General features: G+C 36.1%; 13 protein-coding genes. 9 read left to right on the forward strand and 4 right to left on the reverse strand.

Annotation, left to right across the window (positions count from 1 at the left end; translation table 11 throughout):
- Window positions 1-34: 34 nt before the first annotated feature.
- Both NCE97_RS05520 and NCE97_RS05525 read right to left on the reverse strand, forming a co-directional pair.
- Window positions 35-2,512, reverse strand: coding sequence for a polysaccharide biosynthesis tyrosine autokinase (locus tag NCE97_RS05520; RefSeq protein ID WP_353777944.1), 2,478 nt, complete (start codon window positions 2,510-2,512; stop codon window positions 35-37).
- 3 nt (window positions 2,513-2,515) lie between these two features.
- Window positions 2,516-3,310 (reverse strand): polysaccharide biosynthesis/export family protein, encoded by a 795-nt coding sequence (locus tag NCE97_RS05525; protein ID WP_353777945.1) that lies wholly within the window; start codon window positions 3,308-3,310, stop codon window positions 2,516-2,518.
- Between the two features lie 97 nt (window positions 3,311-3,407).
- On the opposite strand from NCE97_RS05525, the gene NCE97_RS05530 reads away from it, so the two are divergent.
- The 9 genes from NCE97_RS05530 to NCE97_RS05570 all read left to right on the forward strand — a co-directional run bounded on the left by NCE97_RS05530 (window position 3,408) and on the right by NCE97_RS05570 (window position 13,809).
- The gene (locus tag NCE97_RS05530) at window positions 3,408-5,264 is read left to right on the forward strand and encodes an ABC-F family ATP-binding cassette domain-containing protein (protein ID WP_353778268.1); all 1,857 of its coding nucleotides are present in this window, start codon (window positions 3,408-3,410) and stop codon (window positions 5,262-5,264) included.
- On the forward strand, window positions 5,265-6,035 hold the full coding sequence (locus NCE97_RS05535; RefSeq protein ID WP_353777946.1) for an O-methyltransferase: 771 nt from the start codon (window positions 5,265-5,267) through the stop codon (window positions 6,033-6,035).
- A gap of 164 nt (window positions 6,036-6,199) precedes the next feature.
- Window positions 6,200-6,775, forward strand: a complete 576-nt coding sequence (locus NCE97_RS05540) for a cob(I)yrinic acid a,c-diamide adenosyltransferase (protein WP_353777947.1) — start codon at window positions 6,200-6,202, stop codon at window positions 6,773-6,775.
- Window positions 6,776-6,933: 158 nt separating this feature from the next.
- Window positions 6,934-7,155: a DUF2795 domain-containing protein gene (locus tag NCE97_RS05545; RefSeq protein ID WP_010177336.1), complete on the forward strand. Its 222-nt coding sequence runs from the start codon at window positions 6,934-6,936 to the stop codon at window positions 7,153-7,155.
- A gap of 237 nt (window positions 7,156-7,392) precedes the next feature.
- Window positions 7,393-10,752 carry a preprotein translocase subunit SecA gene (gene secA, locus NCE97_RS05550; RefSeq protein WP_353777948.1) on the forward strand — a complete coding sequence of 1,120 codons (3,360 nt, stop codon included), beginning with the start codon at window positions 7,393-7,395 and terminating at the stop codon, window positions 10,750-10,752.
- 257 nt (window positions 10,753-11,009) lie between these two features.
- Window positions 11,010-12,254, forward strand: a complete 1,245-nt coding sequence (locus tag NCE97_RS05555) for a patatin-like phospholipase family protein (protein WP_353777949.1) — start codon at window positions 11,010-11,012, stop codon at window positions 12,252-12,254.
- A gap of 124 nt (window positions 12,255-12,378) precedes the next feature.
- Entirely contained in the window at window positions 12,379-12,699 is a 321-nt protein-coding gene (locus NCE97_RS05560; protein ID WP_353777950.1) for an ArsR/SmtB family transcription factor, read from the forward strand.
- A 21-nt stretch (window positions 12,700-12,720) separates the two neighbouring features.
- Entirely contained in the window at window positions 12,721-13,161 is a 441-nt protein-coding gene (locus NCE97_RS05565) for an SRPBCC family protein (RefSeq protein ID WP_353777952.1), read from the forward strand.
- A 105-nt stretch (window positions 13,162-13,266) separates the two neighbouring features.
- Window positions 13,267-13,809 carry an SRPBCC family protein gene (locus tag NCE97_RS05570; protein WP_353777953.1) on the forward strand — a complete coding sequence of 181 codons (543 nt, stop codon included), beginning with the start codon at window positions 13,267-13,269 and terminating at the stop codon, window positions 13,807-13,809.
- On the opposite strand, the gene NCE97_RS05575 is transcribed toward NCE97_RS05570, so the two are convergent.
- Together NCE97_RS05575 and NCE97_RS05580 are read right to left on the reverse strand one after the other, a co-directional pair.
- Window positions 13,806-14,663 carry a hypothetical protein gene (locus NCE97_RS05575; protein ID WP_353777954.1) on the reverse strand — a complete coding sequence of 286 codons (858 nt, stop codon included), beginning with the start codon at window positions 14,661-14,663 and terminating at the stop codon, window positions 13,806-13,808. The two genes, NCE97_RS05570 and NCE97_RS05575, sit on opposite strands and share 4 nt — an antisense overlap.
- 68 nt (window positions 14,664-14,731) lie before the next feature.
- Window positions 14,732-15,415, reverse strand: coding sequence for a peptidoglycan DD-metalloendopeptidase family protein (locus NCE97_RS05580; protein ID WP_353777955.1), 684 nt, complete (start codon window positions 15,413-15,415; stop codon window positions 14,732-14,734).
- Between the last annotated feature and the right edge of the window lie 12 nt (window positions 15,416-15,427).

Consider the following 15,427-nt stretch of genomic DNA (forward strand, 5'->3'; position numbering starts at 1 on the left):
TTGATTTGGCACTATACCCTTCATATAAAACTAATTATCGCTTAAAGAACCTCTTCACACTTTTAAACCATGAGGTTCCATCTTTCTCATGATAAGCATTACCATAAACTCCGTAGCCATAACCATAGCCATATCCGTAACCATAACCGTATCCATAGTTATGATTTGTCTTATGCTTATAGAAGTTCAAAACAAAACTGATGTTTTTGATTTCACCTGCCCTATACTTAGCATTTATTAATGATAACATTCCTTTTTTAGTGTAATCTAAGCGAACCATAAAAATTGAGGCATCTGCATATTGAGCCAATTCTAGAGCGTCAGTAACCAATCCTAGTGGTGGTGTATCTAGTATTATCATCTCATATTCCTCTCTTAAAACTTCAATTAGATTCGCCATTTTATCACTCATCAAGAGCTCTGAAGGGTTTGGAGGAACTGGTCCCGAAGGTATAATATCAAGATTTTCAATATGCGTTGAATGCTTTACCTCATCTAAGGTGTTTTCATTAATGAAGTAATTGACAATTCCTTTGTCATTGGTAATATTAAAATCGCCAAATATTTTAGGCTTACGTAAGTCTAAACCAAGTAAGATTGTTTTCTTACCCGAAATGGCATACACAGTGGCAATATTAATAGAGCAAAACGTTTTTCCTTCACCACTCACCGATGATGTAATCATCAATGTGTTTCCGCCATTACTTCCTTCCTGATTTTTATATATGAATTGTAAGCTAGACCTTATAGAACGGAAAGATTCCGCTACTGCTGATCTAGGTTTTTCATAAACAACCAGATTATTTTTATAGTTATACTTACCTATTAGCCCTAAGATTGGAATTTTAGAAAGTTGCTCTACTTCATCAGAACCGTGGATTGTATTATCTAATAAGTAGATGACAAAAATGATAAACATTGGCAGGAAGAACCCAATCATCAAAGCCATGATGTAATTCAAAGACTTATTAGGTCCTATCGGAGGATTGCCTATATCTTTTGCTTCGTCGATAACTACGATATCAGAAACATTTGCAGCCTTAACAATAGCAGCTTCGCTTCGTTTAGCCATATAGACATCATAAGCTTCTTGGCTGATATCCATCTTACGCTGAATCTTTAAATACTGCTGTTGATCTTCAGGAAGTTCACTTAAGTCTTGCTCCAAATTAGCGATGTTACGATTTATAGAGATCATTTGAGATCTTATCGTATTTCTTGTAGCGTCAATAGTCTCTAGTAGAACATTCTTTTCAGAATCAATCTGACTATCCAATTTTTTGAACAAAACACTTCCTTCCTTAGTGGTATACTCAAGATTCTGTCTTTCTATGGATAATGATATAATCTTACTAACACCATTTATGATATTCGTTTCATTGATTCCAACTGAGGTTGGCGCTGCTATATTGGTATAATTCGTCTTTGTATTTAAGTAATCCTCTAAAGAGTTCAGGTAATTCAACTTTGTGGTTTCTTCTTCCTTTTTTAAGTCAAAAGTCTTTAAGCGTTCCGATATTTTACTAGCCTCTTCATCGATATTGAATGCTTTATTTTTCTTTATAAAATCATTCATCTCATCATTGACAGATTGCAAATCACTACCTACACTTTGAAGCGTACTATCAATAAACTTTATGGTATTTGTAGCATATAAGTTCTTTCGTTTGAGTTCTGTTCTACTCAAAACATCTGCAGTGGCATTGAGGTAGTCTACAATTTTTGATTTGTTTGAACCTGAAAGCGCCAGTTTAAGAATCGAAGCTGAATTAGAGCTATAAGGAGCTGATTTTACAGCTCTACTATAACCGTAAACAACACCATCGAAATTGAGGAAGTTAACAAAGAATGTTTGTCCTTTACTCGGAGGGTTGTCTTCTTTAAATTTTAGAACGCCGTTAAAGAATGGCAGTTGGATAGTATCGTTGGATTTATACGTGTTTTTATATTCTTTGGCTTCAACTCGTACCCTATATTTTTTCTTATCCAGATAGCGCTGTACAGGAACCGATGTTCCATTAAAATTAGCAATAACTTCAAATTGGTCACCTCCCAAAAAGTTTATAGCTATCGGGTAATTTAGTATTTGCCCTCTACCTCTATCAATTTCTACTGTAAATGGTGCACTCTTATAAATATCTTCTTTCCTGTACTTCCCTTCAACTAAATATTGCATAAAATATTCTAGAGAATCCACAACCAATTCATTATGGCTTCTAGTATTTAGAGAAGTCATGATCTTACCTACTTTTCCAGACACACCACCCCAATTAAAGGAGATACTAGTGTTTGCGGTAAAAAACGGGTTTTGATCATTCTCAATAGAAATGAGAGAGTTTAAACGATAGACATTGGGTTTCCTAACGTTAATCCAATACGCAACAATCAAAGAAAGCCCTATACTAAACAGTACAAGTTTCCAAAGGTTTAGAGCTTTAAATAAAAACCCTCTAAAGTCAAAGGTTAACCTTCCTGATTCACCTGCTTCTATGTCTTGTTCTAACTGTGACATACGTTAAAGTCTATCTACAAGTAATATTGTTGTTGTGACTAGTGATGCTACTGTTACTATTGTTGTCAATAGTTCTCTAGCATTTGTACCTGTTCCCCAAGATTTTTGCTTCACAGGTTTTACATAAATAACATCATTGGGCTGAATGTAATAGTATGGAGAATTCATAACATCAACATCAGTTAAATCCAAATGATGTATTTTCTGTCCCTGAGGATACTGTCGTATCACTAAAACATCTTTCTTATCTCCTGTCACAGGTATTTCCCCAGCATTAGCAATTGCTTCATAAATATTTAATCGCTCTGTATATACCACTTTAGATCCTGGATTACCAATTTCTCCACTAGCAGTATATCGCAATCCAGATAGTTTTACAGTTACAAAAATATTTGCGGTCTCTTTAAACTGTTCATCCAAAAGACGTTTTTCAATGATATCCTGCACTTCTTCTGTAGTATAACCAAGGACATTAATCTTACCAAGCGTAGGTACTCTAATGTTTCCGTGAAGGTCTACAGTAAACCCATCATAATATGCGCGTTCATTAGAATCTGCATTGAGGTTTCCTTCTCCAATAGGATTCAGAATCTGAACCGTATTTTGATCCAATGCCTTTACGCGTATACTCAAAATGTCATTTATCTGAATACGGTACGGCTTCTGTTGTTCTTTAATTACTTGTAAAGAATCGATAGCCGCTTGCTTGTTTTGATAATAGACTTGATCTTTATGTGGAATACACGATGTTAAAAAAACACCAAAAACGAAGAATACAAAGATTAAAGCGCGAGTCATATATGCAAGTTATTGTCACAAATATAACGTAACCTAAATAATATAAAAACTTAAGATTGGGTTTTTAGTTTATTTCCGTTATTTGCAAAAAATGAGTGTGAATTATCTAACGGTCGAACATATATCAAAATCTTACGGAGAGTTGGTACTCTTCGAGAATATTTCATTCAGTATTCACAAAGACCAAAAGATTGCCTTTGTTGCAAAAAATGGTAGTGGAAAGACTTCAATTTTAAATATTCTATCCGGAAAAGATCAACCAGATTCTGGGCAAGTCATTTATCGCAATGGTCTTGAAGTTGCGTTTCTATCTCAAGAACCAGATTTAGATGGTTCTAAAACTATAGAAAATACTATTCTCAGTGCTGATCTTCCCATACTGAAAGTAATTCACAACTATGAGCAAGCGCTTTTAAATCCAGAAGACTCTGAGGCATATCAAGCTGCTTTTGAAGCTATGGATAGAATGAATGCCTGGGAATTTGAAACGCAATACAAGCAGATTCTTTCAAAATTAAAATTAGAAGACCTTTCCCAAAAAGTACAATCGCTTTCTGGTGGTCAAAAAAAGCGTTTAGCCTTAGCACAAGCTTTAATAAAGAATCCTGACCTCCTCATTTTGGATGAGCCTACCAACCATCTGGATTTAGAAATGATTGAATGGCTAGAGGATTATTTTAAAAAAGAACAACTAACCTTATTTATGGTAACGCACGACCGTTACTTCTTGGAGCGTGTTTGTAATGAAATTATTGAACTAGATGAAGGCTTGCTATACTCTTACAAAGGCAACTATTCCTATTACTTAGAAAAAAAGGAAGCTCGTATTACACTTGAAGCCGTAGAAGTCGGAAAAGCCAAACAGCTCTATAAAAAAGAACTCGAATGGATGCGTCGGCAACCAAAAGCTAGAACTACCAAATCCAAATCGAGGATCGATGATTTTCATGAGATAAAGTCCAGAGCCCATCAAAAACGAAAACAACATCAGATTCAATTAGAAATCAATATGGAGCGCCTTGGCAGTAAAATTGTTGAGTTACATAATGTTTCAAAAAGTTTTGGTGATAAAATATTAATTAAAAACTTCGATTACGTTTTCAAGAAAGGAGAACGTGTTGGTGTCATTGGTAAAAACGGTACAGGAAAGTCTACTTTTCTAAATATGCTCACTCAGAGTATACCTGTAGATATGGGAAAAATAGTTATTGGAGAGACAGTAAAATTTGGATACTATACTCAAAATGGCATTGAGATAAAACCTCAGCAAAAAGTAATTGATGTAGTTAGGGAATTTGGAGATTACATACCATTGGCTAAAGGACGTCAAATCAGTGCACAGCAATTGTTGGAGCGATTCCTTTTCAGCAGAAAAAAACAGTATGACTTTGTTGAAAAACTAAGTGGTGGCGAGCGTAAACGTTTATACCTCTGTACAGTTCTTATACAAAACCCAAACTTTTTAATTCTCGATGAGCCTACCAATGATCTAGATGTAGTAACACTAAATGTTTTAGAAAACTTTTTACTTGACTTCCCTGGTTGTCTTATCGTCGTATCTCACGATCGTTATTTTATGGATAAAATCGTGGATCATTTGTTTGTCTTTGAAGGAGAAGGAAAAGTTTCGGATTTCCCCGGAAATTATTCAGACTATCGAACTTATGAGTTTAGTCAACCCAGAACAACACAACCAAAAAAGAAAGAAACTGAGTCTGTAGCATCAAATAAAGCTGAGAAACTTTCATACAACGAACAAAAAGAACTCAAAAATCTGGAAAGTAAAATACGCTCTCTTGAACTCGACAAGAAAGCTTTGGAAGCACAATTCAACAACGTCGATTTATCTCAAGAAGAGATTAACACACTTTCTGATGAGCTACAAGGTATCATCAATGATATAGAAACAAAAGAAGCGCGTTGGTTCGAACTATCAGAAAAATTAGAAGACTAAATGTATCAATTACTTCAATATATAAAGTTCAAATTCATATCAACCAACCAACATGGTGTGCATTCTCCTTTTGTATACGATTTAGTAACCAAATGCTTTTATGATAAGAAACAATATGAAGGCTACAAACGCTTAAAAAACTATAAGGCAAAACTCTTAAAGTCAGAAGCAAAAATAGACGTCACGGATTTAGGTGAAGGCTCTAAAGCTTTTAAAACAAGCACCCGAATTGTTCAAAACATTGCTAAAACATCTGCAAGCTTAGACAAGAGCATGTACCTTATGTATCGTTTGCACAATTACTTCAAACCAAATAATGTTCTAGAACTAGGCACCTCTCTTGGCGTTGCCACTCATGCTATGGCATTGGGAAATCCAGAGAGTAGCATCACTACAATAGAAGGTTGTCCAAACACCTCTAAGTTTACAGAATCTAGTTTATCATCTGAAGGCGTTAAAAATGTGATATTCTTGGATGGTCATTTTAAAAACGTAATTCCCACACTAAGCGAAGACACTTTCGATATTATTTTCTTTGATGGTCATCATAACAAAGAAGCCACTCTAGAATATTTTGAAGCATTATTACCAAAAGCACACAACAATACACTTTTTATTTTCGATGACATCTATTGGTCCAAAGGCATGACCGAAGCCTGGGAAACAATAAAACAACACCCAGAAGTTACGGTTACAGTAGATACATTTTTTTGGGGATTGGTTTTTTTCAGAACAGAACAAGCCAAAGAACATTTTAAAATAAGATTGTAATTTAGCAACAAACATATTTATATGCTTTTCTGGTTAATAGTAATAGGATTTATTTTAACAGGACTATTTGTTGGAACTCCAAAGCGAAGAAGAAAAACGTTCGAAGATAATTACAAAAGAAAAAAGAAAATAAAGGACGCTAAAAATAGATTTAGAAGATAAGTATGAAAATCTACACTAAAACAGGCGATAAAGGTACAACTGCACTCTTTGGAGGCACAAGAGTACCAAAGCACCACATACGAATAGACAGTTATGGGACAGTGGATGAATTGAATTCTCACATAGGACTCATAAGAGACCAAGATATTAACCAACTCTACAAAAATATCCTTATTGAAGTACAAGATCGGTTATTTACAGTTGGCGCAATATTGGCTACAGATCCTGAGAAAGCCATCCTAAAAAGTGGCAAAGAACGTCTTAACATTCCAAAAATATCCAAAGCAGATATTGAAGTCTTAGAGCGTGAGATGGATGCAATGAATGCAGAATTGCCACCAATGACGCACTTTGTTTTACCAGGAGGTCACCAAACGGTGTCATTCTGTCATATAGCCAGATGCGTATGCAGACGTGCTGAGCGATTAGCCTCTGCTCTCAATGATTTAGAGCCTTTCCAAGAAGAGACATTAATGTATCTCAACCGACTCTCTGACTATCTTTTTGTCTTGGCACGGAAGTTGTCCTACGACTTGCAAGCCGAAGAAATAAAGTGGATCCCTAAAAAGGAATCTTAAGTATTTTTCAGCGAATATGAGTTTTCTCTAAACCCGTTTAAACACTATATGTGAGAGAGAAAATAACGCGCTCTTTTTCTTAATGATGAATTAATTCATTTTTTTCTTGACTTTTTGAACTAAAAATTTATTTTTGCAAAAAATTAAACACCTAAAAAATGTATTGGACTTTAGAACTGGCATCCTATTTAAGCGATGCACCTTGGCCAGCAACAAAGGACGAATTAATAGATTACGCTATTAGAACTGGAGCGCCTCTAGAAGTTGTAGAAAACTTACAGGCTATTGAAGATGAAGGCGATTCTTACGATTCGATCGAAGAAATTTGGTCAGATTATCCAACAGATGAAGATTACCTCTGGAATGAGGACGAATATTAAATAAAATCAAAAAGAATAGTTAAAAAGTCTCATATTTGGGACTTTTTTTTGTGACTCTGGTTTTACAAACCTAACACAAACCGTATCTTTGGGAACTTAGATTCTCAAAGATCAAAAAACAAAGATTCTTCGCTAAACTCAGAATGACAACTACTGTCATGTCGAGCGCAGTCGAGACATCTCAAAAACCAAAATATATGCTGAGATCAACTTCAGCAAAACATAAAATATAAACACATGAGTTTATTAAATTCCGTACTAAAGGTATTCGTTGGCGACAAATCCAAACAGGATGTCAAAGCCATCATGCCAATGGTAGAAAAAATTAAATCCTTTGAATCTGTTCTTGAGGCACTATCACATGATGACCTTCGCGCCAAAACAGACGAATTCAAAGCAAAGATTGCTGAGGCACGCAAACCTCTATATGACGAAATTGAAAGCTTAAAAACCAAAGCTGAAACTACCGAAGATATTGACGAAAGAGAAGATATCTATCTAGAAATAGACCGCATTGAAGATGACGTTTTTAAAGTTACAGAAGAGGTTTTAAATGATATCTTACCAGAAGCCTTTGCAGTCGTTAAAGAAACTGCGAAACGCTTTGTTCACAATACAGAAATTACAGTAACTGCAAATACTTTCGATAGAGAACTATCTGGTGACAAAGCTTACGTAACCCTAGATAATGACAAAGCAATCTGGGCCAACTCTTGGGATGCTGCTGGGAAAGACATCACTTGGGACATGATTCACTATGATGTGCAGCTTATTGGTGGTATTGCACTTCACGAAGGGAAAATTGCAGAGATGCAAACAGGTGAAGGTAAAACTTTGGTGGCAACACTACCAGTATATCTAAATGCACTAGCTGGTAAAGGTGTCCACCTTGTAACAGTTAACGATTATCTTGCAAAGCGTGATAGCGCGTGGATGGCTCCTATTTTTGAGTTTCATGGTATGAGTGTCGATTGTATCGATTATCACCAGCCAAATTCAGATGCACGTAAAAAAGCTTACAACGCAGATATCACATACGGAACTAATAACGAATTTGGTTTTGATTACCTGCGTGATAACATGGCGCATTCACCAGATGATTTAGTACAACGTCCACACCACTATGCTATTGTCGATGAGGTAGATTCAGTATTAGTAGATGATGCACGTACGCCGTTAATTATCTCTGGACCAATTCCGCAAGGAGATCGTCATGAGTTCACAGAGTTAAAACCAAAAATAAGCGACTTAGTATCCGTTCAGCGTAAATACCTAACAGGAGTTTTAGCAGAAGCTAAGAAATTAATCGCTGCTGGTGATACCAAAGAAGGAGGTTTCCAATTGTTGCGTGCCTACAGAGGTATGCCAAAGAATAAGGCATTAATTAAGTTCTTAAGTGAAGAAGGCGTTAAGCAATTACTTCAAAAGACTGAGAACTTCTACATGCAAGATAACAATAGAGAGATGCCAAAAGTTGATGCAGAGCTTTATTATGTTATCGAAGAAAAGAACAATCAAGTAGAGCTTTCCGATAAAGGTGTTGAATACATCTCTGGTAGTGATGATCCAAACTTCTTTGTAATGCCAGAAATGGGAACAGAGATCGCTAAGATTGAAAACGCTGGATTATCCAAGGAAGAAGAGGCCGAAAAGAAAGAAGAATTATTCCGTGATTTTAGTGTGAAGTCTGAGCGTATTCATACACTCAACCAATTATTAAAAGCTTACGCCCTATTTGAAAAAGACATTCAGTATGTAGTTATCGATAACAAAGTAATGATTGTCGATGAGCAAACAGGACGTATCATGGATGGTCGTCGTTACAGTGACGGATTACACCAAGCGATTGAAGCAAAAGAAAATGTAAAGATTGAAGATGCTACACAAACTTTCGCAACGGTAACCCTGCAGAACTACTTCAGAATGTACCGTAAGCTTGCGGGTATGACTGGTACAGCTGTTACCGAAGCTGGTGAGTTCTGGGAAATCTATAAGCTCGATGTCGTTGAAATTCCAACAAACAAACCTATAGCACGTGACGATAGACAAGATTTAGTCTATAAAACCAAGCGTGAAAAATATAATGCAGTTATCGATGAAGTTACTGAGCTATCTAAAGCAGGAAGACCAGTACTTATTGGTACGACTTCAGTAGAGATTTCTGAGCTTCTTGGAAAAATGTTGAGCATTAGAAAAGTACCACACAACGTACTTAACGCCAAACTGCACAAAAAAGAAGCAGATATTGTTGCCGAAGCTGGTCAACCTGGACAGGTAACCATTGCCACAAACATGGCAGGTCGTGGTACCGATATTAAGCTAATAGACCAAGTTAAAGATGCTGGTGGTTTAGCCATTGTAGGTACAGAACGTCACGATTCGCGTCGTGTAGACAGACAGTTACGTGGTCGTGCTGGTCGTCAGGGAGATGTTGGTAGTTCGCAGTTCTATGTATCTCTTGAAGATAACTTGATGCGTTTATTTGGTAGTGAGCGAATTGCCAAAATGATGGACAGAATGGGACTGAAAGAAGGCGAAGTGATTCAGCATTCAATGATTTCTAAGTCTATTGAACGTGCTCAGAAAAAAGTTGAAGAAAACAACTTTGGTGTGCGTAAGCGACTGTTAGAGTATGATGATGTTATGAATGCACAACGTGAAGTAGTTTACAAACGTCGTCGTCATGCCTTACATGGTGAGCGTCTGCGAGTAGACTTAGCAAACATGATATTCGATACCTCTGAAGGTATTGCAGAATCTAATAAAGAGACTAGTGATTTCAAGAATTTTGAATTCGAATTGATTCGTTACTTCTCTATGAGCTCTCCTATTTCTGAAGGAGAATTCAATAAACTATCTGCTCAAGAAATCGCAGGAAAAATCTATAAAGCAGCATTTGAACACTATAGAGAGAAGATGCAACGCAATGCAGACATCGCTTTCCCAGTGATTCAAAATGTGTACGAAACACAACGTGATAAGTTCAAGAGAATTGTTGTACCATTTACGGATGGCGTGAAGAATCTTCAGGTAGTAACAGATTTAGAAAAAGCATACGAAACTGGAGGTAAGCAATTGATTAATGACTTTGAAAAGAACATTACGCTTGCTATCGTTGATGATGCCTGGAAGACGCACTTACGTAAAATGGACGAATTAAAGCAATCGGTTCAGTTAGCCGTTCATGAGCAAAAAGATCCATTATTGATTTATAAGTTTGAAGCGTTTGAGTTGTTTAAGTCGATGATTGACCAAGTGAATAAAGATGTAATTTCATTCTTATTTAAAGGTGAATTGCCTACCGAAACACAAAACACTATACAAGAAGCCAGAGCAAGACGTCGTGAAAAATTGGAAACTTCTAAAGAAGAAATTCCAAACATGGATGAGCGTGCAGCAGCATCTAGAGCTGCAGGTGCTGGTGCATCTCAGCAACAGCGACAAGTTGTGGAAACCATAGTTCGTGAGCGTCCAAAAATTGGTCGTAACGATCGTGTTACCATAAAACATGTGATGAGTGGTGAGAACAAAACCGTAAAGTATAAACAAGCCGAGCCATTAATCGCCAAAGGCGAATGGGTGTTGGTGGAGGATTAACTTGTCATTCAGAGCGAACACAGAGAAGCGAAGAATCTGCTCAATAGATTCTTCAGTCGTACCACTCCTTCTGAATGACACAAGACTGTAATTCCTCCGTAAGCAGGAATCCATAATATGAAAACCAGATGTTGAAGCATCTGGTTTTTTTGTTTTCTAAAAACAGGTGTTTCCACGCGCTATTTTCATTCTAATTCGAAGTAACTTTGTGTTAAAGCTATTATTTTATATAGCTAAATGCTTTAAAACCAATGTTTATGAAGACTACAGCAAATATTTCGATTCTTATTTTATGTGCATCCCTTTTAAGTTTTTGCACCAAGCCTAAAGCGAAAAACGAAGTTAGTATTGAGAGTTCATCTGCTTCAAACAAAACTATCATTTTAGCTATTGATGGTGGTGGTATCAAAGGAATTATTCCAGCCATTATTATTGATTCAATTGAAAAAAGCTTAGGTAAATCTAGTTATCAGCTTTTCGATCTTATTGGAGGCACTTCTACAGGAGGTATTATTTCTGTAGCGCTAACATCTAAAAATGACTCAACAGGAAAGCCTTTTTCTGGTGATGAAATTGTAAGTATCTATCAAAAAGATGGAAGCAAAATATTTGTAAAGCAAAACGCATACTATCATGCAACATATTATGCTAGCAATTATGGAAAAAGTGGTGTTGAGCCATACTTAAGGTCAATGGTTGGAGACACTATAAAACTAACCGATAATATATCTTTTATTAAAAGCTTAGACAGTTCTCGTACCAAACAAATGTTTACAACATCCTATACTGTAAACAGCACTGGAGGAGCTATCACTAACCCCGTACTAGGAAAAGATTTTGGACCATACTTATTTAATTGGTACGATGCCAAAAGTTCTTCTGGCGATGATTATTATGCATGGGAAGCAGCTAGAGGCACAAGTTCTGCACCAACATATTTTCCAATCGCCAATGTAGGTGGTGGAAACAGTCCACGATCATCTGCTAATGAACGATGGGTTGTCGATGGAGGTATGATGTCCAATGACCCAGCTGTTTGGGGAATTACAGAAGCTTTGCGCACAGGTATTGCTAAGGAGTTAGATGATATTATTGTCATCTCTATTGGAACTGGATTATATAATGGAGGTGCTGGTGTGGGCATAAGCAATAATACTTATGGAAGCTTGGTAGATTCTATACCTTCTAAAGGTAATTGGAGCGAAACACCATGGATGATAAACAACCTATATGATTTAGAAGGTACTGAAAAAGGACGCGGAACCATCATCAATGTCATCCTAGATGCTGTACAATTGGTCACAAATAGTCAATTAGAATCTTTTCAAAAAGCAGGTTTGACGTATTACAGATTAGAGCCATCACTCACCCATGCAGAATCTGCAATGGATAATATTTCTACAGCCAATATAGACTCTTTAATCAGTAGTGTGAATAATTATTTGAAAACAGATGGAGCAACTACATTTTCAGAAATTATAACTACACTGAAGAGTAATTAAACACAATTATCTTGCTTTAGTTACGCTACGTGCATCCTATTTAACTATTCTATATAAAAATTTGTGCAAGCAAATACTTTCATATATATTTGCAAGTAATTACTTGCGTATTAAATAAAAGATCATGAGAAGAGACGTGTTTAATGCTATAGCAGATCCTACAAGACGAAGCATATTAATGTCCTTGACTAGCGAATCGCAGAATGTAAATGCACTTGCAGATAAGTTTGACATGACGAGACAAGCGGTTTCGTTGCACATTAAATATCTGCAAGAATGCGGCGTCATTACCATAAAAAAAGAAGGACGAGAGCGTCATTGCAATCTCGACGTTGAAAAGTTAACAGAAGTTGCAGACTGGCTTGAACCTTTCAGAAAGATGTGGACTGGTAAGCTTAATCAACTAGGAGAATTATTGGACGAGTTACAATCAAAACCAAAATAGAAACTATAAAATACGATTACTATGGATAATAAGCTTTTAATAATAGAACAGGAGTACAATGCGCCTTTAGATCTTGTATGGCGGGCAATTACAGAAAAAGAGCTAATGAAAAAATGGTACTTCGATATTTCTGATTTTAAACCAGAAGTGGGTTGTAAATTTCAATTTGAAGGTGGAAAGGATGATAAGCGTTATATGCATCTCTGTGAGGTTATAGAAGTGATTCCTCACAAAAAGCTCAAATATTCTTGGACTTATGAAGGTTATCCTGGACTCTCGTATGTGACATTTGAATTATCTTCTGATGGTGAAAAAACATCAGTAAAGCTCATCCATGAAGGCCTTGAAACCTTTACAAATCCAGATTTCGCCAGAGAGAATTTTGTTGGAGGTTGGACGTACTTAATTCACGAGTCTTTAAAGGCATTCTTAGAGGAAGACAAATCGCTTAGGACTTGGTAATACAGCTTTTGCTATATTAAAATTTACTACTATAGTATTGATTTTAATGGAAATACAATATCTTGTAGCTATTATTCAGCATAAACACAACTTAAAAATCAACCCATGAAATATTTAAAGTACATCCTTGGTATTATAGCATTCTTAGTCATTGGATTTTTCCTTTTGGGAGTGTTCAAATCAGAATTGTCTTATGATTGTGAAGTAACAGTCGACAAACCACTAGCCGAATCTTGGGCCGTTAGTCAAGATGACACAAAATTGGCGAGTTGGTTAGAAGGGTTCCAAAAAAGTGAACATGTAAGTGGCACCCCAGGTACTGTTGGTGCAGTATCTGACATTTACTTTATTAATGATGGACAAGAGATGAGCATTAGAGAAACTATTAAGGCTATCGTTCCAAACGAATCTATATCTATGCTATTTACATCAGACTTTATGGATATGGACTATAAACTCACTATGAAGTCCGAAGATGGAAAGACTAAAATTAGCTCTAATACCACCTGTAGAGGAAATGGTGCGGTTTCTAAATCTTTTATTGCCTTAATGGGAAGTTCTATTAAATCACAAGAGGAAACGAACTTAGCAAGTCTTAAAAAAGTTATTGAAGAAAACTCGAAGGATTATTCGACTGCAGGATATTAAAAGTTACCACTTATGGTAAACAAAGGACCTTGAAAGATAAGATCCAATCTACCATCAAAGTTTCTCTTATCTAGTTTCACGGTTGTTCTGAAATATCTATAATTTAGACTTAAACCTAAGCTGTCAAAAATTTGATACTTAATCCCAGGAGCGATATTCCATAAGGATCCCGAATATTCTCCAATGGTAAGAGCAAACCAATCTATACGCGTGGTCAATGCCCATTTGTCGCTAGGTGCAAAATAATACCAAACTCCTATGTTTGGTAAAGGCGCAGTTAGATCTATTGTTCGTCGCTCAAAACTAGCTTCTAATGCATCGTCCAAATAACCTTCACCTTCGATAAAAGTTCTGATATCCATGGCATGAACTCCCAAGCCACCTCCAAACTCATGCTTTTGACCTGTGGAAATAAGGTGTCCAATAAATATTCTGTACATGTTTATTCTAAAGCCTGCCTCCAAACTAGCACCAACTCTATAGGTAACATCCTCCCAATTCAACTCTTCTTCTATACTCCAACGATTAGAATTTTTGACACTAAAATACTCTGTACCGAGGTGCCACTTCCTTGCGAATCGCCAACTGAAGTTTCCTGCAAATGTAGTCTCCTGCTGATTGAAGTTAAAGGCCTCAGTAAAATTAATCAGATCATTTTCCGAACTTCCATTCAATGCTGCTTTAACAGTTTTGGATGGTAAAAACAGTCCAGCATTAAAGTAAAATTTATCAGTTAGTATAGGATGCTTTTTTTGGACTACTTTATTAGAAACAAGTGAATCGTTTTTTTGGGCAAAAGAGAACTTTATATTAATAACGATAATTACAATCAGTAAAAGTAAATGCCTCATCATTCTACAAAGTTGGATACTTACGAAGTTACTGTTAATAATTGAGCAGGGCAACAAAAAGCTCCTGCGTATTAACCCAACTTCAATAACAAATTAGGATCTGGACAATTGACTTTATAAAAGTCTAAATCTTGTTTTGAAGATACTCCAGGATAATCACCAAAATTTCCCTGTAAGTCTTTAATAATTTGAAAATGCAAATGCGGTGGATAATCACCATTTACTTCTGGCAATCCGAGTGTAGCAATTTGTTCGCCTTGTACTACACTCTGCCCTATTTCTTTTCCTTCTAAAGATTCTAAACTAAGGTGCCCATATAATGAGTAAAAGCTAATGCTTTTTACCTGATGCTTTAATATTATTGTAGGACCATAATCTCCATAATTAGTATTGTTTTTTAAGCTATGAATTGTTCCATCCAAGACAGCATGTACAGATGTCCCAGCATCAATCCATAGATCTAATCCAAGATGAATATTCCGTTCGGTCTCAGGGTTGTTTTGGTTGAAGTAATCACTGCGATCATAAATACCTCGCTGTTCTAAATAGCCACCATAAGCCACTTTAGCATTGTTGTTATCTACATGTTGCGAAACATAGTATTGTAATTCGGAAGATGAAGACACATCTATAGTTTGTAATTCCGAATTGTGGATAGAAAGATCTAAGGGAATATAATCTTTGAGAGAAATAGAAGGATCAATAACCTTGAGTGGTTCTTGACTGATAGATTGTAGAAATTCTGGTAATGACAATGTTGTGTGCGA

This window comes from Winogradskyella sp. 3972H.M.0a.05, from assembly GCF_040493455.1.
GTDB lineage: Bacteria > Bacteroidota > Bacteroidia > Flavobacteriales > Flavobacteriaceae > Microcosmobacter.